Here is a 22,457-nt window from a genome sequence, read left to right as displayed (position 1 = left end):
CCTAGTTAGAAAGTTAAGCCGCTTGTTACAACAAGCGGCTTTTTTTATAACAGTTTAATTTTTTCTAATAGCTTATCGGTTGTCCAATCAATATCGTTATAGGCAATATCAGGTTTGTAGTAATCGCCCTTTCCTCTTGCTCTATTAACATACACTTTATTAGGAACTATCACTTTACCTAAGCCTGAAGGTAAATCGGCTAAACGTACCTCCATATACAGCGAGTCTGCGCTACTGGGTGCACCAAATAACTGAGTATTTGTAAATTGCTTAAATACATCAATGGCGTCAAGACACGCACTTGCACACTGTGGCGGCACAATAACAACAACCTGTGTTTTGAAGTCACTTACTGGTAGCGTACTTTCGCTTAGGTTTGATTTATTTTGCAGCTCTTCAATGTAAAATGGCTTATTATTTTCAAGTGATTGCGCCATACCTGCTGCTATTTCTTTAATCAGTTCATGAACTTCAGGTTGATCTTTTACCACGTCAATTAACGATTTAACATAGTTGGTATTGTCTTTTGACGCTCTCCACCAAACCCGGCTATTTTGTGAGTAGTTATCCATTTTTTGTTCAACAATTTGCTCACCCCACAACGCTTTTGCAAGCGTTAAGCTCCAATACGACGAACCACCTTGGTTATGACGAAGATCTAAAACCACCGTTTTTGCACTGAGTAACTTAGTACGTTGACTCGCCACTTTCTTATACAGGTTATTGTAATCATGAGTTTGCTTATCGTTATTTTCAAAACTGGGCATAGCAATCCACGCTATGTTTTGCGCAGGCCAAGTTAAATCGGTTGTAAGCTCATCCCCATTATAAGCATGTGTTAAATGCTTACTTACACTCTTTGGCCGAACAGACCAATCAAGGGTTTTACTGTAAGCTTGCCCATTAGCTTTAATAAATTGACATTCTTTTAGAGGTGTTAAAAATGGGTTGCCCTCATCAATTAGTAACCGCCAACCTTGCTGCCACCAATGCCCAGGTTGTGTAACCTGTCCATGAAATTTAAACACTCTTTGTCGCATTAACGTCTCGGTACTTTGCCCATCGCATCCACTTATCACATCACCTTTATTTATATTATCTGTTTCACTGTAATACACTTTTAATGCATCACCCCGCCAAACGGCACTAAAACCAGGCCAACGACGAGCAGGTCGTTCAACGCGTGAAAACACACCTGCATGACCATCTTGTAGCACAGTACTAAAACGCGCAATTGCCGCAACATGAACCTGCGGCCCGCTCGCTTTAGCAGACAGTGCAAGTGCTTCTGCTTTTGCTTGCTTTAATAGCTCAGGAAAGACTGGGTTGTTAACATCAAACATACCGGGGTGGTTTTTTGCCGAAATACTGTAAGCAGCTTCAATATCACGATCAGTAACACTGCGCCATTGCTCTGGTGTTTGAGGAGTAACTGCTAATTCTGCCATGCTCAAGGTAGGCGTAATTAATAAAGCACTCAATAAAGTACGGCTAACTATTTTTGTTTTTATGTTCATGAAAATCCATTTTAAATTAGGTTATATAATTACTGTAAACTCATTTGGTGGAACTAAAAATACCTTAAATCAAATAAGTATCAGCAAATTATTTTTATAGCAGTAACTTAACAACATTAAAAGCAGCTAACAATAAGTAAGATTTAAAATGAACTGGCTTTAAATTTAGAGCAACAGCTTACTTAGACGTTTGTTCAATTTTGGTTTGCAGTAGTGTTATGCGGGCGTTGAGTTTTCTAAAGCTATACTGTGAATAGAAAAAGTTTAAAAAGAAAGCAGCAAAACCTGAACAAGCAAACCCTATCAATGGGCTGAAATAAAACATTAACAACAAAACAATAACAGCCATCGCTATCGTAAGTCCCAAATAATGAGATGCACTAAATAACTTTCGGTTATTTTTTTCAAGCTGAACTATGTGAGAATCTATATCCATTAAAAATTTCCTTTTAACAAACCAACGTTAACTATCTTGAGCTTTAGGTAGCTACATAAGCAGCATCTAAAGAAGTCCATTCATTCCACTGCGCCTTTGTTAATCGATATAACTGTACGGCACGACCGTGAAATTCATGATTGCTATAATCTGTAAAGCCAATTTTCTTTGCTACTCTCAATGACGCAATATGCTCAGGTTCAATAATAACAACAACGGATTGATGAGTAGTTTGAGTAAACACATACTTTAAAACACTTTTAGCCGCTTCGCAGGCTAAGCCTTTATTCCAAAAATCGACCGCTAATCGATACCCTAAATTAGGCTCTTCGTTACCCGCAACACTTTGTGGGGAAATACCACAAAATCCAATCAATAAATCGCTGTTTTTATCTATTAGTGCCCATGGGCCCAAATCATATGAATCGTAGCATTGTAAACACCACTTTATAAATTCACCAGTTGCGGCTTCATCGCACACACCACGAATTGAGTATTTCATCACTTCATCGTCACTAAGAATTTTACTTAATGCCGGCACATCATCAATTGAAAACTGCCGAATAAGCAATCTTTGGGTTTCACAAATTTTCACTCAAACCTCCTTGTAATTACAGCTAAAAACTTTCAAAAAAACCAAGTAATTAAGGTAGGTCTCTCAGTTATTTAGTTCTTTTTATGTTTTGAATGCCACATAAGGTATCCAAATAATATGCCTACTAAAGGAAATATTATTAAAGATGAAATGATTCCATCAAAAAAATCTTGCTCACCTGTAAGGTGCATGATTAATTGAAATAAAATAGCTGTAGGAATTCCCCAGCCTAATGGGCCTCTTAGTAAAATAAAACGGAATTTAATAACGTTTATATTCATAAGTTTCCCTTGATTTATAAGCCCAAATAATGAGCTAAAATCAACACAATGCTGATGTATTTCTTAGATTGACAAGCCTAACGTTTAAACAAATGATAGGCACTAGTGATTGTTTTAAATTAATGTTATTGAAAAAACACTTAACCAACTTAATTGAATACCATAAGAGATACGTTGATAGGTACCAGGTTTACTTTGTAGTTTTATTGCTTTAGCCATAGCAAACAAATAATAAACTGTAGCGATAACAGAAACAATTGAAAAAACACGAAAGTATAGAGAGATAACTTCTGTGGTTGGACTAATAGCTATTAATATTGGTGCTACAACCAGCGAAAGTAACATAATAAAACCAGCCCAAGAATGTACCTTGCAGCTAAAAGTTGGATGTTTAGTAAATGGGTCAGCATCCATAGGAAAATAACCCGCAACCCAGGTACCAATACCATGCACTATAACTAACCAACCAGCAATATTAACCAATATAGAAACATTAGCCAATTGCGCCAAATACCAGCCAAAAAAGCAAAATAGAAAACCTAAAGGATAATTATTAATTAGCGGTGACAGTTTTTCAGTTGGGCTTCCTGTTGCACCTAATTCACTACAAAATTGTTTAGAATGGCTGTAACCTTTATAAAACCGACTTGCTACATAAACACCAATGAATATCCATAATGTGGCTATTAACCCTGAATAAATCGCAATCGTTTCAAACATCACCATAATCCTTTTTGTGATTAATTCACTAAAGCCTTTTTAAACACAGAGGAGAAAATGAGCCGGCTTCGAGTGACGAGCTGTGAGCTTGTACAAACAGCCCTGAGCTAGAACCTTTAATCTACTTTTTCAACCCAGCGCCTTATTACCCTCTTTGTGCATGATTCACTGAGGTTTTATTTCGCCTCATTAATAAATCATTTCTTTATTATTATAATTAACCACTAATCAAATGCTATCAGTATTAGTTTTAAAAAAAACAAAGCGCTACAACAATGCAGCGCTTTCATTACTTATAGGTTGTTTGTTTAAACTAAAACGCGTTATTAAAAGAAGCCAAGGGGATCTTCGCTGTAACTTACTAATAAGTTTTTAGTTTGTTGGTAATGATCGAGCGCGAGTTTGTGCGTTTCGCGGCCTATACCAGACTTTTTATAACCGCCAAACGCAGCGTGTGCTGGGTACATATGGTAACAGTTGGTCCATACGCGACCGGCTTCTATTTTGCGACCAAAGTGATAAGCGCGGTTCATATTACGGCTCCATACACCTGCGCCTAAACCAAATTCTGAGCTGTTAGCCAATTCGAGCGCTTCGGCTTCGTCTTTAAAGGTCGACATTGAAATAACGGGGCCAAAAATTTCTTCTTGGAACACGCGCATATCGTTAGTGCCTTTTAATAAAGTAGGTTGAATGTAATAGCCACCATTTAGTTCATCGCTAAGTTGCTCAACATGACCGCCACTGAGTACTTCAGCACCTTCTTGTTTGCCAATATCAATGTAACTTAAAATTTTATCAAACTGTGCTTTAGAGGCTTGCGCACCTACCATGGTTTCGCTGTCTAGCGGGTTACCGCGTTTAATTTGCTTGGTACGTTTTAAAATGCGTTCTATAAATTGCTCATAAATATCTTCTTGAATGAACAAGCGTGATGGACAAGTACATACTTCACCTTGGTTAAAGTAGGCAAGAATGGCGCCCTCAATTGCTTTATCTAGGTATGAGTCGTCTTTTTCCATAACATCGTTAAAGAAGATATTAGGTGATTTTCCCCCAAGTTCTACCGTTGAAGGAATAATATTTTCAGCTGCGCATTTTAAAATATGTGAACCCACAGGGGTTGAGCCTGTAAAGGCAATTTTAGCTATACGCGTATTGGTTGCCAGTGCTTCGCCAGCTTCTTTACCAAAGCCATTTACTACGTTTAGCACGCCGCCGGGCAGTAAATCACCAATAATTTCCATCAACACTAAAATTGAGGCGGGTGTTTGCTCAGCAGGTTTAAGTACCACACAGTTACCAGCTGCAAGTGCAGGCGCTAGTTTCCATGCAGCCATTAAAATTGGAAAGTTCCATGGAATGATTTGCCCTACAACACCTAATGGTTCATGAAAATGATAAGCCACCGTGGTTTCGTCTATTTCACCAATACTGCCATCTTGAGCACGCAAGCAACCGGCAAAGTAACGAAAGTGGTCCGCAGCAAGTGGAATATCAGCGGCGAGGGTTTCGCGAATGGCTTTACCGTTATCCCATGTTTCGGCCACTGCAAGTAGCTCTAGATTTTGTTCAATGCGATCGGCAATTTTTAATAAAATATTACTGCGCTCGGTCACTGAGGTTGTGCCCCACTGCGTTTTTACGGCATGCGCTTTATCAAGCGCCAAATTAATATCGTCTTTGTCAGAGCGGGGAATTTTACAAAACACTTTGCCATTTACAGGGCTAATATTCTCAAAGTATTGACCATTAACGGGTTCAACCCACTCGCCGCCAATATAGTTACCATACTGCTGTTTAAATGTGATGAGTGCGTCTGCTGTGCCTGGATTTGCGTAAATCATATGTGTGTTCTCTTGTTGTTGTTAGCTAAAAGTCTAAGCCGAAATACCAGCAACTTGTTAGAGTAATGTAGCTAGTTGCTTTATATTTAATCGGTATTGATTGACATTAGACTATTAAGCGCTTAAAAACTTGATTAGCAATCCAAAAAAATTGTCTGTGAGTCCAAACGATTTAATCATTAAAGAGGCTGATTATGTATTCGTCGCAGTTAAATAAAAAACGCCAACAACTTGATGTACTTATTGAAAACAAAGTGAGCTTTGCTGCCGACAACAGCGAACTGAGTATTTATGATACTTATAAAAGTGCGCAAAAAGTGGCGCTGCATTCAAACGAATTATTATTTTGTGCCATGCTCAGTGGCAAAAAAATTATGCATGTTGAGAATAGTCAGTATCATAAAGCGTTTTTACCACACGAATCGTTTGTATTAGCGCCCGAGCAAGGAGTGCTGATTGATTTTCCTCAGGCAACTACCAACTCACCTACCACCTGTTTAGCGATTGAAATCAGCACCGATAAAATAACCAATGTGGCTAATGCACTTAATATGCAGCAAAACTTTGCTAGTGATGCCTTGTTTAAATACAGCCCTAATTTAGTGCATACCCAACATAATACGCAAACTCAGCAGTTATTAGAGCGAATGGTGCATTTATTTAGTGAGCAAGGCGCCGAGCGACACTACTTAATTGATTTATCGTTAAACGAATTGATCACCCGTTTATTACAACAACAAAGCCGTGATTTATTGCTGGCAAACTGTGACAAGCTACGCCTAAAAAGTAACGTGAGTGATGCACTACATTATATTGAAGAGCATTTAAGCGACACACTCGACATAGACACCTTGTGCAAAATAACTTGTATGAGTCGTAGTAAGTTTTACCAGCAATTTAAACTCGCTTTTGGCACAAGCCCTGCACTTTGGCAGCAACAACTTAGACTTAAAAAAGCCCGCACGCTTTTATTAGAAGGCCAAGCTATAAGTAAAGTGTGCTACGACCTTGGTTTTAATAACGCCAGTCATTTTAGCCGTTTATTTAAGCAAACCTTTGGGATTGCACCTAAACAGTGTCGGCATTAATAGCTAATGCTTTACTAAGTGGTTAAAAGCGCAGTCATATTTTAATAACCACACTATAATAGCTTGCAATACATAAACTTACACCTGCCAGCAACCACACTACGCCGTAGTTATGCCATAAGAAAGCGTTATTGTAAACTTTATGAGGGTTGTGCTTATCCACCAATAGCGTGCATTGCTTACCCTGCTTAAAACGCCACATCATATTTTCGTTATAATCAATTAGTATACTGCACACTTGATCATCAAAACGAAAACTCACTAGCATCGTTGGCTGATGTAAAAGCTCTGGCGCTGTTATTTGATTATTTGTCGCTGCTGTTATTTGTTCTATGTTACACACTCGCCAATGGCGTTTATTAACTTTACATTTTAACCAACGAACAAGTGGCAACAAGCCTATTAGTATAAATACAACCCCTAACCCTAGAAGTACCATACATTCACCTTCATTTTAATTAATTTTTTGGTAAACAAAATGAGTAAATAAATCACTCAACGTTGTATCTACTGATTTAAATACTGTTATTTTTTATCTACTTTTTCGAACAGGTATATTTTGTTTGGCTAAATAAGCCAGTTCAACACACGGCAAGCTCAGTAAATATACCTTCTTGCATTGATAACAATAACTTACCAGTTTCATTTAATATATTAATTACTATCTACAAATAAACTGCTACGAGTGATTGCGGAAGTATCATATTCACGACTATCTTTATGATGATTTCCAATTAAATCAATATGTGTGTCTGATGCAAGCCATTTAAAATAATATATAATGGCTCACCGTCCATATGCATATCAAGGGTATAGATGTGTAACCAATCGGGTTGTGACTACTGCCAATGAGAAAACAAAGCTGAGTCATAATTATCCCTTGTTATTTTTGCATGCAATGTGCCTTCATTTCTTGTAATAAAAGTGCCAATAACTCACTACAAAAATGCCAAACAGTTGCCTGCCCAGCATCGAGGCTGTGTTGCTCTTGATGAGAATGTGCTTAAACATTAACTCAACTTTAGCATTCACCAACATAGTCATGAGATACTAAAGTTGAGCTCTTACAGCTTCTTACCAGGGAAAATTAAAACTCTATTCGTGCGGTCAATGACACATAGCGAGCACTTTGACGTCCTGTCACTAAGCCATAATCAGGATTAAGCTTTAAGCCATTTTCACCGTACTGAGCACGCTCTTCGTTGATATTTATCGCACTATCGCTATTAAGCAAATTATAAACAGTGCCTTTTAAAATCACGTTTGAGCCAAAAAAGTCAGTGTAGTACGTCAATGACATGTCTATATTAGTGAGCCAAGGTAAATTACCTTTACTGCCACGTGGCGCAGGGTTACCATTTTCATCATAATGAGATGCTTGATCGTAATATTTACTAACACATGCATCCCATGGGCTTCCTTGTTCGCAGCTATCGACACCTTCAGGGTGAACTGAGAAGTAGCTCTTTGGACGACCTGATGTAGTTCGCGCAACTAAACCTAGGGTCAGTGAATCGGTAATATTATAGGCGCCACTAAACTTAATAGCGTGGCGGTGGTCATTTGGTAAATTACCATAGCCATGATCCATCAAATCACCATAGTCGTAGGAGGTCGTCCAACCAGGATCGGCTTGGTTATTATCCGTTTTAACTAAACCTTCGGTATTACCATAGCTATGTGACCATGTATATGAAGTATTGATACGCAAGTCATCAGTTATATTGCCATCTAAGGTAAACTCAAGCGCCAAATATTTGCGTTGTGCTTCGGCAAGTGCAAGTTCATCAGCACTTAAATTTACGTTATCAATTTCTCCATCACCATCAAAGTCATACGACATTTGAATCGCTTCACCAGGGTTATTGAGTACGTAATATGAACCTTGCCCTACGTTATCGGTTATACCCATTTCAGCAAGCTTTTTAGCAAGCACAGGGCCTACATCAGTGTCTTCAACACTGCGACCTAAATCACGGTAAATAGCACGTACACCTGCAGACATCGTATCAAACACTTCTTGCTGATAACCAATTGTAAATTCATCGCTGTACATTGGTTTTAAAGAAGCAGAGGCAATTAGCCCTGGTTCAGTAATACCCCGCTGACGCCAGCGTCTATCACGTAACATATCCCCTCTGCTAGGTGAGCCATCAGCTAATAAAGAAGGTGAACCGCTACCTTCTAATTGATCCAGTTCGAAATACTCAAACCATTCAATAGATGCAGAACCTTGGGTGATATTCATGTTCGCAGAGACAGGTTGAAAATAACGCCCAAAGGTTGCAAATACTTTTGCACTACCATCACCATTAACGTCATAAATTGCTTGTATACGTGGCGCGATTTGATTATCTATATCAACAAAAGCCCGACCATCTGAAACAGTGTTTTCGAACTGGCTATAACGCAAACCCATATTAAGCACTAAATTATCAGTAGCTTGCCATGAATCATTAATGTAAAACGCTAATGAAGTGGTAGCAGAATCGACCTCACGGCTACGAATCCTTCTTTCGATAAAGTCAGTACCTAGTGTAGCGCCCGATACATCGTTTTCACCGGCCGTTTTTACTGTCCACCAGCCTTTAGCATCCCCAATACCATTTTGACCTTCAAAAAAATCGACCTTCACGTTAGTGTAATCAATACCAAATTGGATTGAATGCATATCCAAATCCCAGTTAAAATCAATGCGAGCTTGGTCTCGGATGTACTCTTCTTCTGTTATTCCTGAATTAGTGTGCTGGCTTAACGTAACAAAACCATTTCTTTCATCCCATACACCTGGGTTTGGAGACGCTACCACGTTCTCAACATTCTCAGTAACACGGCCAACAACGGCTGACACTGAAAAAGTATCTGTCAGATAGCCATTGTAGTTAATACTATAAACATTACCGCCATCTTCACCTGGTGCATCAACCCCTTGCTGATCACCCACAACATTATCTTTCCAATTATAAGCAAACGTTTTGTCAGTCCAAGTACGTTTATTGTTCATTGCAGAGAAACCAATAGAGTGATCTTCATTAATAAACCAATCCACTTTCGTGAACCAACGATCTTCATCACGCTCAAAATCAGAGAACGTGGTTTGCCCAGCGCTGCTAGACTCTTCTCTGCGTGGAGCAAATAAGCCATAGAAGAACAGCGTATCTTCAATAAGCGCACCGCTCGCCCATAACTGTACTTCTTTAAAATCGTAACTACTTTGCTTAGTGTTGGTACTGATGGTGCCACTATCTTGAAATATTGAATCATGCTGATTACGAAGACTATCAGGATCCCAGCGCACCTCTGCACCAAGTTTAAAATCATTATCGCCTGATTTAGATACAGCGTTTACAATACCGCCTAATGCCCCTCCAAATTCAGGGCTAACACCACCCGTTTTAACTTGAGTTTGCGAAATAGCCTCCCATGGAAGACGAATTGAACCTAACCCTGTGCGAATACTGGTTACATTCAAGCCATTAAAATAGTAGCCATTCTCAGCGGCTGATGAGCCACCAAAACTAGAGGCTCCTTTGAAATTAGAACCACCAGGAGCTGCAGTACCTGGCGCTAGTAACGCAATACTCTCAAAACCAGTATTTACCGGCATTGCTTTAAGTTCAGCATCACTAAACGTTAAGCCAGAGGTGGAAGATGCCATATCTACACGACGAATTGCCGAACCTGCTACCGCGATACGCTCTATATCAATACCAGCTTTATAAAGTTGTACATCAAGTATTATTGATTGGCCAATAGTTACCGCAACATTTTCTTCAGTCATTGCTTGATAACCGTCTTTTACAATAGTTACATCGTATGTACCTACAGGTACGTTTCTTAATAAGTAATCACCCTCGGCGTTACTGGTAATGGTGTAAACCAACCCTTTGCTTTTGTGCTTAAGTGTAATAGTTGCGCCGGTTAAATCATTCCCCGATTGCGCAACAATATGACCTTTAACAATACTACTGCCATCAACAGCGTGTGCCGCTGGTGCAATTAATAATGCTGCTGTTACCGCAGTTGCCAGCAGAGTTCTAGCACCCACGCCTCGAGTTTGTTTTTTATTATTTGTAATCATGTAAGAATTCCTTGGTCCTGTAGATTTTTATTGTGAGACTAACCTCGACGTAAAATATACATAAATTACATATTGTATACAATATTAAATATATGATAATTTTTAGTTAAAATTTAAATACAAATTAAACAAAGTCAATTGCTCTGCAAGTTTGTAACTAAAGGAAGCTTTATTAAGTATCGTAATTTAATACATGAGCTGAAGTATTTAACCTGAACTCTGGTTAAGAGATTTACTAATATTTTGAATCAAAGTGATATTTATGTTTATTTTCTCTAGCCAGAGATTTTCAGTGGGTACTAAGCGAAATTACTTGCAATAGTTAGCCTATTGCAAGTAGATTAAACTCAGTTAACGCTAAGAATAGCTACTTGGGGTAGGTTTATAATCCAGAGTTCAGGTTATTAAGAAGCAAACTATAGTTCGTGAAGATAGTTAAATGATTAACCCCACTTTATATAGTTAGCGTTACTCGCCTTTGCATGCCCCTGTATAATTTACATATACGATACCCTTTTAATTTAGTTCTTAGACTTGCCGAAGTTAATTTTACTGATACAATTGAAATGTATAATGTATACAATATTGCTTATTAGAGGAAATATAATGGAAACAAACTGTAAAGATTGGCGATACACAGTTATGCCAGCCGTATTTACATGGCTCAAAGAAACAGAGTCTGGAACCGTTGCAATTGACCTTGATGCAACGAAAAAATACGCTGCAGATATTTTAAAGGTGCAAGGCAAAGCTGGAACTCGTATGGGAGGCCTTGTTGGCTCTGGTACTCTTGGTGAGAACAGCTACCTAAGCTCCGAACAGCGTCTTTCTTTACTAAAAGCTCTCTCAAGTGTTGCTAAAGAATACAATGTTCCATTGATTAGTGGCGCAGCCGCAGAAACCAAAGAAGAGCTGGCCAAAATTGTTACAGAGCTAGCAACTGTTGGCGTGGACACCGTAATGGTGATGCCACCAAAAACCAAATACACGCCTTCTGATGAGGAAATGTATGCGTATTATTCCCTTTCTGCCACAGCTGCAAAAGAGGCCGGTATTACAATAATGCCTTATAACAACCCGGACGCCGCTGGCTATCATCCACTTTCAACTGACCTTCTAACAAAGCTTGCCGCTTTACCTGAAGTTACGGCGCTTAAAATATCCACCATAGATGTATCTGTCATTGAAACGATGGTGCTAGAAAATAAGGACATAAAAGTACTCGCAGGTGTAGATACGGTAACTATACATGCAGGACTCGCTGGCGCATGCGGTGGAATTACAGGCGTTGGCTGTATATTTCCAAAAGCGAGTGTCACTATGCAGGAATACGTGAATAAAGGTGAGTGGGCCGAGGCAAACAAAATTTCTCAAGCTATGAATTCTATATCTTACCTTGATGCACAACCGTTACTTTTAGAATACCTTAAGTTTGCATTTGGCATTCATCATAATGATGTAACTGGCGGGCTTCGTACTTTTGGTAAAAAGTTAAATCAACAGCAAATTGATGATGTACACACAAGGTATGCCTTAGCAAAAGAACGACTCGAGGGTCTGGATTTAATAGACTGAATTTTCAAAAATTGACAAGCAAAAGCTCCGTTTTTACGGAGCGTTTTTGTAGCTATAGATAAGCTGCTCTTGCGGTGATTGCACTGACCTTATTAAATAATCATGCTTGAGCATAAAAGAAAATCAGATATATCGTTTATTCAAATATAGCGTAAGACTAAGCTTTGCACTTCTGAGTTTTTTACCCTATCTAGCTAAAGTATTTTTTACATACCCACTTAATAATACAGAAAAGTTGATGGGACCTTGTTCAGTTAGCTAACATCGCATTAAACAAACTAATCGAGGTAAGTTAAAGACAACATAAATATAGCATTCTTATTTGCCTACGGGCAGCAACAAGCTGAGCACATTATAAAAAATGTGCTAATAAGGGGCTTATTTAACACTACCTTTTTTCGTCTTCTATTTTAAGTAATAGCTTTTTAATGTCGTTTTTGGCGCCTAAGATATGCTTTTTCAAAAAGTCACACGCTTTTTTAGTGTTCTTTGCACGACAGTGATTTAACAATATACGGTGCTCTTCTGGTGCTGTGGTTAAACCACCCGCTAGTAAAATATGCATGCGCACATAACGCTCTGAATTTTTACTATACATATCAACTAGTTCACGAGTTTGTGGGCGTTGTGCGCGTGAATACAACTTACCATGAAAACGGCTGTTTAAATCGCCCGTTGCTAGGTGGGTATCACCTGCATCCATGGCGCTTTCTAGCTCAGTTAAGATAAGCTCAGCATCAATTAAATCTTGATCTGTTAAACCTTCTATTGAGTGACTTAGCAGCTCAGCCTCAAGTAATGCCCTTAAATCAAAGATTTCATCAATTTGTGATGCTGAAAGCTCTGTTGCCGTGGCTCCTTTATGCGCTTCAAAATTTACAAGCCCTTCAGCTTCGAGCTGAAGCAGTGCCTCACGAACAGGTATTCGGCTTACATTAAGCTCAGCAGCAAGTGCAGCTTGACGCAGTGGATCACCAGCTTTGATTTCACCGGTTAATATTTTTTCACGAATTGCTTCTGCTACTAATTGGGTGCGTGTTTTGTGTTCGATAGCCATGGTGATCCTTAAGTATTGCATTTAGCATACATTATACTCAAGTAACATGAGATGCCAAGTTAGATTCCGTCCTCAGTTAGCGTTTATAAAGGAAAAGCGGGAATATACAATTTGCATATCCCGCCCAATGAATCTTATGCTTGATAGCAAATTGGTCGCATAAAACGTAACATTGCATTTGTGCCTACAGAGGTACTACGTACATCCGTTGAGCTTGGAAATGGCCCACCGTGGTTCATTGAACCACACACTTCAACACCTGTTGGCATCTGATTTTTTATCAAACGACCCACTTTATATTGCAGTGCTTCGATGAGGCTATCTGCTTTGCTTAAATCCGCTTTCGTGCCATGAACGCTGGCTGTAAGCTGCCCTTGCAGTTTATTTATTAATGTCATAAGTTGCTGTTCACTGTCGTAACGCACAACTAATGCAGCAGGGCCAAACATTTCTTCATTCAACGCTGGGGTTGTTAAATAATCGTCGGCATTACAAACGAATACATGTGCATTAGCATGGAACGTTTGCTCAAGCTTACCTTTCCCTAACACGCTTACTTGAGCAAGTTGACTTCGCTCTTCTACTTGGTGTTTAAACGTTTTAACAATGCCTGGCGTGAGCAAAGTGTCAGATGGTGCATCATTAATACTCGCAGTAATATGTGCTTCAAGCTCATCACACCCGGTTGGCACTAACCAAAGCCCAGGGCTGGTGCAAAACTGGCCGTTACCCATAAGCATTGACTGGCAAAGTGACTGCGCCATTTCTTTACTCTGTTCAATGGCTTTATTGGGTAAAATAACTTGCGGGTTAATACTTCCCAGCTCACCATAAAATGGGATGGGCTCTTCACGTTTAGCAATCGTTTCTTGCAGTTTACTCGCCACGTTAAATGAGCCTGTAAAGCCAACCGCTTTAATTGCCGGCGCTGCAACTAATTGATGTGCTATGTCATACTCCTTGCTTTGCACCATTGCAAACACGCCTAATGGCATCGCACATTCTTTTATGGCTGCAAGCGCCGCACGTGCCATCAACTCGCCGGTTCCTGGGTGCGCTGTGTGATTTTTAACAATGACCGGGCACCCAGCAGCAAGTGCCGCAGCTGTATCGCCACCCAATGTTGAAAAGGCATAAGGGAAATTAGATGCACCAAACACAGCAACCGGCCCCAATGGTAAATAGTTAAGTTCAGTGTGTGGTTTTGGTAACGGTGATCTTGTTGCATCGGCCTCATCCACTATTTTTAAACCCAAAGGTGATTCAGGGTTTTCGCGCAATGCACTAGCAAACGCTTTAAGTTGATTTACGGTGCGCATGCGCTCCCCCTGCAATCGCGCAAGCGGTAAGTTGGTTTCTTGCTGAGTTTGCTCAAGTAGATCATCACCAAGCGCTAATATTTGATCTGCAATACACTTTAAAAAATCAGCACGTTGCGCATAGCTAGTTTTACGATACTCATAAAAAGCCGATTGTGCGGCTTCGATTGCAACGTTTAATTCAGTGGCGCTGAGATTAAAAAAGCATGTAGGTAGTGGTTCATTACCAGCGGGAGAAAATGCATTAAATTCACCATTCGCTGAATCACCAACCCATTGTCCTGCTACTAAACTTTGTCCTGTTAATGTCATGTTTTGCTCCTGATTATATTACTTGAAACCCAAATGCATATGGGTCATCGTCATCGACTGTGATAGCACTTGTGCCTGTTACTCTAGACCAACCTTGAATACTTGGCAGAATAGCTGTTACGCCTGCGATTTCTGTTACCTGTTCAATACGGCCGATAAATTGGCTACCGATATAACTTTCGTGGATAAATTCTTGCCCTTGGGCCAACTGCCCTTTCGCAAAAAGCTGTGCCATACGGGCGCTAGTGCCTGTTCCACATGGTGAGCGATCAATGGCTTTGTCACCATAAAAAACAGCATTTGCGGCATGTGAATTGGCATTTTTAGGTGTGCCTGCCCATAACACATGGCTTGCACCTTGAACGGTTGGGTCAAGGGGGTGAACACATTTTATTTTTGCGTTTATGGCATCACGCACCTGCGGGCTGTACTTTAAAATTTGCCCAGCGGTTAAATGCTCAATGCCTTTGTAATTGGCTTGCGGTTCAACAATAATGTAGAAGTTACCTCCGTAGGCAATATCTACTTTAAGCTCGCCCAGTTCAGGTACTTCAATTACAATTGACTGATATGCTAAGTACGCGGGAACATTATAAATTTTTACCCACTGAACTTTACCATCGGTCATTTCATAATTGATTCGTACACGTCCAGCTGGCGTATCTAATAGCAAGGTCCCGGGCACTTTTGCATGTAATAAACCATGCTCTAAAGCAAACGTAACAATACCCATTGTGCCGTGGCCGCACATGGGCAAGCACCCTGATGTTTCAACAAATAAGATAGCGGCATCGCCGTCTTCTGTGGTAGGCGGATATAAAAATCCGCCCGACATCATATCGTGACCACGAGGCTCAAACATTAGCGCTTGGCGTATCCAATCGTGATTTTGAAAAAAGTCTTGGCGTTTCTCACTCATGCTCTGTCCGCTCAATTGCGGGTGACCACTGGTAATTAGCCTTACGGGATTGCCACAGGTATGGCCGTCAATACAAAAAAAGGTCCCTTTGAGCATAACTTAATCCAACTTTAATTTTGTTACGTCAATACCGCTTGCCATTGCTTTAGTGTAAAGCGTGGTAACAGCTGCATTTTCATCTGATGCGTTTAGCTTAATAACGCTGTGAGCAGTTTGATTATTTAGCTCATCGATCATGTTTGCGCTACTTGCAAAATGAATAGCGCCATCTTCATTAAACTGAGCCGAAAACGATCCAAAGGCCTGTTGCCAATTTACTGTCATTTTAATTACCTGATTGATGTTTATGCTTGATATAGTAGGTATATTGTATACAATAATCAATATCCTATTTCAGCATTCCTTTCTTTAGTGGCATTGAAGGGCATCTATAAAACAGCAGCAAAAACATTAAACCATTGAATCTAAACAACAATGAAGCAAAATAACAAGTATTGAAAAATCATATCTCGTAACTTAAAAAATAAATGCAATTTTGAGATAGACACAATACATCCGTCACAACAAACATATTGCATAAAGAGGTAAGCATTTTGTCTGATAATAAAACACAACATATTGGCGTGGTTGGAGCAGGTATAATCGGTATTTGTTGTGCGTTAAAATTACAACGCGCTGGCTTTACAGTTACTTTGTATGATGAAAATGGCTTAGCTCAAGGCTGCTCGAAAGGGAATGCTGGGCACTTTGCAACAGAGCAAGTATTTCCTTTAGCGCACTCATCGTTATTAAAAAAGCTGCCTATGATGCTATTAAACCCACTCGGCCCTCTTAGAATAGATTGGCGCTATGTGATCAAAGCACTACCTTGGTTTTGGCGGTTTGTTAATAACATGGCTAGCTCAACCTATAAAGCAAATACCCACGCTTTACAGGCGCTCAACCACCTTGCAATTACAGCCTACGAGACCCTGCTAGATGAATTCAAATTAAATCATTTAATAACAAAGAAAGGGAGCTTGCTCACTTTCGAAACAACGCCAGTTACACAAATACAGGCTATGTTTGAAAAATATTTATCACACGGTATCGCTGTAGAGCTGCTCAATGCTGAACAACTACAACGACTGGAACCTAATTTAGCAAAAACCATAACGCATGCATTATTTTTTAAAGAGGTAGCACACAGCGTTGATCCTCATTTATTTTGCTTAAGTTTAGCTGAGCAATTTAGAGCTTTAGGTGGGCAGTTTTGCCAACAAAAAGTGATTGAGGTTTCACCTGTTTATAGTGGCTATGAAATTAATTGCCCTGACCAAAAATTTCAAGCCGATAAAGTCATCATCGCAGCTGGTGCGTGGAGCAAATTACTGCTCAAGCCCTTAGGTTACAATGTACCTCTTGATACAGAGCGAGGCTATCATTGCATGTTATCGAGTAATTATGGTCTATCTCGTCCTGTCGCCTCTGCAGAGCGCAGTTTTATTATGACACCCATGAGCCAAGGTTTACGAATTGCTGGAACAGTAGAGTTCGCAGGTACAGAACGTAAAATGAATAATAAACGCGCTTTGGCATTATTACCCAATGCCAAAGCAATGCTCAATCATTCAGCGGTAACACTTCAACCTAGTAGCGTGTGGATGGGCTGCAGACCATCACTGCCCGATTCATTACCGGTCATAGGCGAAGCACCTAACCACACTAATTTATTTTTTGCATTTGGCCACCAGCACCTTGGATTAACTCAAGGTGCTATTACAGGTGAGCTAATAACTAGTTTGTGTTTACAACAAGTACCTAGCGTAGATATAAAACCATATTGTATCAGCCGCTTTTCATCTCAAGCTGCTTGCAGTTCACACGCCCCACTTGCACAATAGTCACACTTACGAGGAAAGCACTATGATAGCCCAAGGTATTGGTACCCATACCAAAGAACAAGCACTTGCCAGTTTATCTAATATGACTGACGATTTAACCCCGATCCAACCGCAAGAGCACCTAGAACGAATTAAAAAAGCTCAAGTATACATGCAACAAAATGGTATTGACGCCATATATCTAAACGCTGGTACAAATCTTACTTATTTTACGGGAATGCGTTGGTATGCCAGTGAAAGACTGGTGGGAGCAATTTTACCTGCACAGGGCGATGTACAATATATTGCTCCTTTTTTTGAAATTGGTTCACTCAATGGCTTTAAAGTGATTGATGGCCCAATTCATGGTTGGCAAGAACATGAAAGCCCATATCAGCTATTTGTAGATGTAATAACCGAAATGGGCATTGCAAAAGATGGCACTATTGGCATTGATGAAAGTGCACAGTTTTTTATTTTTGATGGCATTAAAAAAGCACAAAGCGGCTTAAAACTGGTTAACGCACAACCCGTAACAGCACATTGTCGTATGCACAAATCAACCAATGAACTTGCATTAATGCAACGCGCAATGGATATGACCTTAGTGGTACATAAAGCCACAGCCAGTATGCTGTATGAAGGCATTAGCACCACTGAAGTAGAAGCTTTTATTAAACAAGCGCACCAAAAAGTAGGTGCGCCAGGTAACTATTTTTGCATTGTGTTATTTGGTGTTGCTACCTCTTTTCCCCATGGCGTAAAAGACGCGCAAATTCTTAAAAAAGACGATGTGGTATTAATTGATACTGGCTGTAAAGTGCACGATTACTTATCTGATATCACCCGCACTTATGTGTTTGGCGAAGCAAGTGATCGCCAGCGCCAATTTTGGGATTATGAAAAAGCGGCACAAATAGCTGGATTTAATGCAGCAAAAATAGGCCAAACATGTCAAGACGTAGATGCTGGAGCTCGTAATTATTTAGCTGAGCAAGGCCTTGGTCCTGAATATCAAACGCCAGGGTGCCCACACCGTACCGGCCACGGCATTGGCTTAGACATTCACGAGTGGCCTTATTTAGTCGGCGGCGATAAAACCCCTCTGGCCACCGGTATGTGCTTCAGTAACGAACCCATGCTCGTTGTACCAAATGAGTTTGGTATAAGATTAGAAGATCACTTTTATATGACCGACAACGGGCCAAAGTGGTTTACTGAGCCATCCCATAGTATCGACGACCCATTTAAATCAACCAGTTAATTTATAACACTCTCTGCTGCATGTATACGAAAACCATGCAGCCACTGGCACTACTCACTTCACTTAGCTTGTTTTTGAGTAATTAATAATAAATTTGCAACATTCCATCAGAGATTAGGCGCCTCTTGCTGTTCACCATATAGGTAGTGTTTTGTACTGCTATTACAGTGAACTGCTTGAGGTAAATAAGTGTATGAAATCACGTACTTTACCAAAGCGAAGCATTATGCTTCTGGCATAAACCTCCCACTTAGGCAAAACGTGGGATGTACTTTATAAGGTAAGCGTAGGCCAGTTGGTTAACCATTTTCCGCGCTAGAGACTTGGTAAATTAATGCTCATTTGTTTGGCCCTTATTCAGGTCTTACTACGGGTACTATTTCTTTTACTGCGACACCTTACGACCAAGCTGCGCCAATAAATACACAACAACAGGACGTTGCAATCACGCCTTATGAAGATAAGAAATACGAGTTTGGGTTAACCCCTACCTCTGAAGCAATGTTAATCACGATCACGGCACGATTAGATGTAGACGGAGAAGAAATTCGCATCATCAAAAAGCAACCAATATAACCTTTTGAAGACAAAAGTAGTGTAAAAACCTTTCAAAAAAATCAATGCCGACCAGTGAGCAAGCTGATCGGCATTTTTCAGTTTAAGTGTTATTCCATAGATAGTGTGAATAAACTTTTCCTATAAAAGTACCATTAATAGGGCGAGTAATTAACGACATCCACTACTGTTATAGTCAACGACTAAACTAACACCATTACTTGAGCCTGATACCTTTAAGTAACCCCAATATTGGCTTGAATTAGCAATATAAATACACTCGTCGTTACCACTATTATTTGACTCAGCCAATTCGTTATTGCCATTAGGCCACGAGCTCTCGGCATAGCTAAGGCTTATATCGCCACTGCCATTGGCCGTGGTGATTGCAATCCCACTTTGACTTTGCACATCAGCAAGACTAAACCACATCGGACCGCTGTTACCTAAACAAACCGCTTCGCCATCATTTAAACGACCGTTGCTACGACTGCCTTGTGTGGCACATACATCGGGCACATTGGAAGTGGCTGGCGTATAAGACGCTGTTAATTGCACATTTTCAAATGCATTATATCCATATAACATAACCTGATAAGTACCAACTTGTACTGGGTCAATGGCGCACTGCTCTTCGTTACCACCAATATAAGGACGACAATCGTAAACGGTCTCTGTTGGTGCCGCTTCATAGCTTACATACAGGTCAGCATCTCCTTCTCCTCCAGTAATTGTAAATACTAGTTCACTGGCACCTTGCGGAACGGCAAAAGTAAAGTATTGCTGCTCATTTTGCGCGCCGTTAGTCTGAACTGTTTGATTATTTTGCAATATGTTATCACCGACACTACTATCTTTTTCGATGGTCGCTGTCGTGATAGCTGATTGACTTGCTCCTTGATTATCAGTAACTATCAAACTTACGTTGTACTCCCCTTCACTGATATACCTGTGAAGTGGATTAGCCTGATTCGAGCTACTGCCATCACCAAAGTTCCATTGATAACTTACAATTGAGCCATCACTATCAATACTGCCATTGCTGGTAAAACTGACGTCATTATTTTGCACGCCATAATATGGGCCGTTTATTTGAACTGTCGGCGGAATATTTGAAGGCGCGCCAGCAACTAAATCATCGCACCATTGTACAAATTCACTTTCGTAACTACTTTTCCACTGTTCTGTTTTTGCTTTGTAGGCAATCCAATCACCCACTCTGGTATGGGCAAGCATAGTATTAATTTCATCATAATGGCGTTCAAACATAAACCTCACAGCTAGGTAACCCCAACGATAGATTCGGTCTTGATCAAAACCATCATAAGTAGTGGAAAAGATTTGTGCTAGGGTAAAACGTGAGCCATCACTAATGGTTTCTTTTGCTGCGTCATTATCATTTAAATTAGCAATGTATTCAGCAACCCCTTCCGACCACCAAACAACATCTTCTGTAGGAGAGTTAAAGTCGCCATACAGATCAAATCGCCCATCGAGATAGTGCACATATTCGTGCTCTAAATTCCAAACGAAATGCTCTGCATTTGCATAATTTGCTTCATAAGCAATAAAGTTTGCTTGGTTGCCAACAACGGATGGATCACCTTCTAAATACATGCCACCATTATTGGTATTAATACCAAAAATGACCCCCGCATATTTACCGTAATCGTCGCTACTATCGAAAATATTCACTTGTAAAAAGCTATTATTATCATCAGCTACGGGGGTGTTATTAGTGGCAAGTTTAGTATGGAATAGCCCTTCCTCAGCACCCATTGCATCACACGCGGCGGCATGTTGCGCAACAGTCATATTTTGCGAACGAATTTTAATCGTGCTACTGCAACTATAGCTTTGTGGCAGTGCTTGACCTATCAGGTTATCTACAAACCCACAAATACCATAATCATTACAATCTGCGTAATAACTAACCGAGTCAGCTGCCGCAAGCCAAACCGCATCACCATAACCAAAGCTAGTATACGTTGAAAAAATAGCATTTAGACCAGTATCTACAGCACTTTGAATCGGTGTATCTGAGTATTGCTTTAACCGAGCAAGTTCACTTGCTGCATTAACAATAAGGTACTGTGCGTCTGATCCAATCATCCATTGTTTTTGAGTAAACGCACTGAGCCTTGTTACTAAATCAGTGTCTTTGCCCACTGCCGTAACAAATTCATCATTCCATTGACCACGATATAACAAGGTAAAAATACCATTCACTGCACTTCGTACGTTCCACTTAGCGCCGTAGCTTTCATTAAAACGGCTCAACCATTGTTTTACCACTTCAAGGTAACGATGCTGTTGCTCTGAGCTGTCCATTGTGATGATTACTTCGTTTAACGTTTTAGCATGACCGTCGTTATCGTCGTAAAAATGACTATTGGCAACAAATGCATCAACCGCCCCCACAACTGCGGTGGTGACCCACGTTGCAAAACTAACATTGTCGTTATAAAACTCAGCGTAAAAACCAGTTCGTAGGTATAAAAATAGCGCTTCCAACTCTACATTTCCGCCGCCAGCATAAGTCAGTGAAAGTGCCTTAGCATGATTTGCAACAGCAAACATTTTATCAGACGTAAACACCTGACTTTGTGTTAAAGCAGAGGCACTAAACAACTCATTAATACATTGTGTACCTTGGTTTTGAATTTCTGTAATAATACTTGATGTGCTCGCGTTTGCTAATGCATTCAAATCACACGTAACGGCGACTGCTTGCATCGTCATCACACGCGCATTAAAAAGTTTTTGCTGGCTTTGCATTTTTGCAATCGGTGCTTTTTCATTATGATTTTGTTCAACGCCATGATGATGTAAACGCTCTACAACGGCTGTCTGAGGTTTAAATGTTCGCTCCTCCACCTTGTCAGCCAATGCCATTGAACTCATACCTAATATCGGTAACGTCAAAATCAGTGTGTTAATTTTCATATTATACCTTCGATGATTAGTATGTTCTTAATCCAGAACTGGTTATTGAGATACAATTTGTAACACCTCATTATCATTGTATA

Annotated in this window: 18 protein-coding genes; 5 read left to right on the top strand and 13 right to left on the bottom strand. The window is 40.0% G+C overall.

The genetic code is table 11. The annotated features are described in order from the left end of the window. Positions 1–44 precede the first annotated feature (44 nt). From QL989_RS14460 to QL989_RS14435, 6 genes are all read right to left on the bottom strand, one after another. Positions 45–1,517, bottom strand: coding sequence for a S41 family peptidase (locus QL989_RS14460; RefSeq protein ID WP_290170891.1), 1,473 nt, complete (start codon positions 1,515–1,517; stop codon positions 45–47). 178 nt (positions 1,518–1,695) lie between these two features. Continuing rightward, positions 1,696–1,953 (bottom strand): hypothetical protein, encoded by a 258-nt coding sequence (locus QL989_RS14455; RefSeq protein ID WP_290170889.1) that lies wholly within the window; start codon positions 1,951–1,953, stop codon positions 1,696–1,698. 43 nt (positions 1,954–1,996) lie between these two features. After that, a complete protein-coding gene (locus QL989_RS14450; RefSeq protein ID WP_138605481.1) occupies positions 1,997–2,548 on the bottom strand; it encodes a GNAT family N-acetyltransferase in 552 nt (183 codons plus the stop codon). A gap of 71 nt (positions 2,549–2,619) precedes the next feature. Further along, complete coding sequence (locus QL989_RS14445; protein ID WP_138605480.1) at positions 2,620–2,829, bottom strand: hypothetical protein; 210 nt, start codon at positions 2,827–2,829, stop codon at positions 2,620–2,622. Between the two features lie 114 nt (positions 2,830–2,943). Continuing rightward, positions 2,944–3,549 carry a DUF998 domain-containing protein gene (locus QL989_RS14440; protein ID WP_290170886.1) on the bottom strand — a complete coding sequence of 202 codons (606 nt, stop codon included), beginning with the start codon at positions 3,547–3,549 and terminating at the stop codon, positions 2,944–2,946. A 326-nt stretch (positions 3,550–3,875) separates the two neighbouring features. Further along, positions 3,876–5,396 carry an aldehyde dehydrogenase family protein gene (locus QL989_RS14435; RefSeq protein ID WP_010389285.1) on the bottom strand — a complete coding sequence of 507 codons (1,521 nt, stop codon included), beginning with the start codon at positions 5,394–5,396 and terminating at the stop codon, positions 3,876–3,878. Positions 5,397–5,590: 194 nt separating this feature from the next. On the opposite strand from QL989_RS14435, the gene QL989_RS14430 reads away from it, so the two are divergent. Beyond that, positions 5,591–6,484, top strand: coding sequence for an AraC family transcriptional regulator (locus tag QL989_RS14430; protein WP_290170885.1), 894 nt, complete (start codon positions 5,591–5,593; stop codon positions 6,482–6,484). A gap of 34 nt (positions 6,485–6,518) precedes the next feature. On the opposite strand, the gene QL989_RS14425 is transcribed toward QL989_RS14430, so the two are convergent. Together QL989_RS14425 and QL989_RS14420 are read right to left on the bottom strand one after the other, a co-directional pair. Then, positions 6,519–6,923, bottom strand: a complete 405-nt coding sequence (locus QL989_RS14425; RefSeq protein ID WP_138609495.1) for a hypothetical protein — start codon at positions 6,921–6,923, stop codon at positions 6,519–6,521. A 648-nt stretch (positions 6,924–7,571) separates the two neighbouring features. Next, entirely contained in the window at positions 7,572–10,565 is a 2,994-nt protein-coding gene (locus QL989_RS14420; RefSeq protein WP_290170884.1) for a TonB-dependent receptor, read from the bottom strand. A 606-nt stretch (positions 10,566–11,171) separates the two neighbouring features. Between QL989_RS14420 and QL989_RS14415 the strand changes: the two genes are divergently transcribed. Further along, on the top strand, positions 11,172–12,140 hold the full coding sequence (locus QL989_RS14415) for a dihydrodipicolinate synthase family protein (protein ID WP_290170883.1): 969 nt from the start codon (positions 11,172–11,174) through the stop codon (positions 12,138–12,140). A 388-nt stretch (positions 12,141–12,528) separates the two neighbouring features. Here the strand turns inward: QL989_RS14415 and QL989_RS14410 are convergent, their stop codons facing one another. The 4 genes from QL989_RS14410 to QL989_RS14395 all read right to left on the bottom strand — a co-directional run bounded on the left by QL989_RS14410 (position 12,529) and on the right by QL989_RS14395 (position 16,071). Next, positions 12,529–13,197: a GntR family transcriptional regulator gene (locus QL989_RS14410; RefSeq protein WP_178956908.1), complete on the bottom strand. Its 669-nt coding sequence runs from the start codon at positions 13,195–13,197 to the stop codon at positions 12,529–12,531. A 134-nt stretch (positions 13,198–13,331) separates the two neighbouring features. Further along, on the bottom strand, positions 13,332–14,828 hold the full coding sequence (locus tag QL989_RS14405) for an aldehyde dehydrogenase (NADP(+)) (protein WP_290170882.1): 1,497 nt from the start codon (positions 14,826–14,828) through the stop codon (positions 13,332–13,334). A 13-nt stretch (positions 14,829–14,841) separates the two neighbouring features. Then, complete coding sequence (locus QL989_RS14400) at positions 14,842–15,843, bottom strand: 4-hydroxyproline epimerase (protein WP_138609503.1); 1,002 nt, start codon at positions 15,841–15,843, stop codon at positions 14,842–14,844. A 3-nt stretch (positions 15,844–15,846) separates the two neighbouring features. After that, entirely contained in the window at positions 15,847–16,071 is a 225-nt protein-coding gene (locus tag QL989_RS14395) for a hypothetical protein (RefSeq protein WP_178956910.1), read from the bottom strand. Between the two features lie 269 nt (positions 16,072–16,340). Here QL989_RS14395 and QL989_RS14390 point away from each other — a divergent pair, with 269 nt between their 5' ends. The 3 genes from QL989_RS14390 (at position 16,341) to QL989_RS14380 (ending at position 19,449) form a co-directional block, all read left to right on the top strand. Next, a complete protein-coding gene (locus QL989_RS14390; protein ID WP_290170881.1) occupies positions 16,341–17,630 on the top strand; it encodes an FAD-dependent oxidoreductase in 1,290 nt (429 codons plus the stop codon). Positions 17,631–17,652: 22 nt separating this feature from the next. Continuing rightward, complete coding sequence (locus QL989_RS14385; protein ID WP_178956912.1) at positions 17,653–18,873, top strand: Xaa-Pro peptidase family protein; 1,221 nt, start codon at positions 17,653–17,655, stop codon at positions 18,871–18,873. Between the two features lie 342 nt (positions 18,874–19,215). Further along, positions 19,216–19,449, top strand: coding sequence for a hypothetical protein (locus QL989_RS14380; RefSeq protein ID WP_178956913.1), 234 nt, complete (start codon positions 19,216–19,218; stop codon positions 19,447–19,449). A gap of 150 nt (positions 19,450–19,599) precedes the next feature. On the opposite strand, the gene QL989_RS14375 is transcribed toward QL989_RS14380, so the two are convergent. After that, the gene (locus QL989_RS14375; protein ID WP_290170880.1) at positions 19,600–22,374 is read right to left on the bottom strand and encodes a collagenase; all 2,775 of its coding nucleotides are present in this window, start codon (positions 22,372–22,374) and stop codon (positions 19,600–19,602) included. Positions 22,375–22,457 lie beyond the last annotated feature (83 nt).

The organism is Pseudoalteromonas sp. APC 3224 (genome assembly GCF_030407535.1).
In the GTDB taxonomy this organism is placed as follows: Bacteria; Pseudomonadota; Gammaproteobacteria; order Enterobacterales; family Alteromonadaceae; genus Pseudoalteromonas.
This window is presented reverse-complemented; position numbering and strand designations above follow the sequence as displayed.

Excerpts from the sequence above, each read along its gene's own strand:
- QL989_RS14430 (WP_290170885.1), top strand. The coding sequence starts at position 5,591 with ATGTATTCGTCGCAGTTAAATAAAAAACGCCAACAACTTGATGTACTT.
- QL989_RS14375 (WP_290170880.1), bottom strand. The coding sequence starts at position 22,374 with ATGAAAATTAACACACTGATTTTGACGTTACCGATATTAGGTATGAGT.
- QL989_RS14445 (WP_138605480.1), bottom strand. The coding sequence starts at position 2,829 with ATGAATATAAACGTTATTAAATTCCGTTTTATTTTACTAAGAGGCCCA.
- QL989_RS14420 (WP_290170884.1), bottom strand. The coding sequence starts at position 10,565 with ATGATTACAAATAATAAAAAACAAACTCGAGGCGTGGGTGCTAGAACT.
- QL989_RS14440 (WP_290170886.1), bottom strand. The coding sequence starts at position 3,549 with ATGTTTGAAACGATTGCGATTTATTCAGGGTTAATAGCCACATTATGG.
- QL989_RS14455 (WP_290170889.1), bottom strand. The coding sequence starts at position 1,953 with ATGGATATAGATTCTCACATAGTTCAGCTTGAAAAAAATAACCGAAAG.
- QL989_RS14400 (WP_138609503.1), bottom strand. The coding sequence starts at position 15,843 with ATGCTCAAAGGGACCTTTTTTTGTATTGACGGCCATACCTGTGGCAAT.
- QL989_RS14410 (WP_178956908.1), bottom strand. The coding sequence starts at position 13,197 with ATGGCTATCGAACACAAAACACGCACCCAATTAGTAGCAGAAGCAATT.
- QL989_RS14460 (WP_290170891.1), bottom strand. The coding sequence starts at position 1,517 with ATGAACATAAAAACAAAAATAGTTAGCCGTACTTTATTGAGTGCTTTA.
- QL989_RS14415 (WP_290170883.1), top strand. The coding sequence starts at position 11,172 with ATGGAAACAAACTGTAAAGATTGGCGATACACAGTTATGCCAGCCGTA.
- QL989_RS14395 (WP_178956910.1), bottom strand. The coding sequence starts at position 16,071 with ATGACAGTAAATTGGCAACAGGCCTTTGGATCGTTTTCGGCTCAGTTT.
- QL989_RS14435 (WP_010389285.1), bottom strand. The coding sequence starts at position 5,396 with ATGATTTACGCAAATCCAGGCACAGCAGACGCACTCATCACATTTAAA.
- QL989_RS14405 (WP_290170882.1), bottom strand. The coding sequence starts at position 14,828 with ATGACATTAACAGGACAAAGTTTAGTAGCAGGACAATGGGTTGGTGAT.
- QL989_RS14425 (WP_138609495.1), bottom strand. The coding sequence starts at position 6,923 with ATGGTACTTCTAGGGTTAGGGGTTGTATTTATACTAATAGGCTTGTTG.
- QL989_RS14385 (WP_178956912.1), top strand. The coding sequence starts at position 17,653 with ATGATAGCCCAAGGTATTGGTACCCATACCAAAGAACAAGCACTTGCC.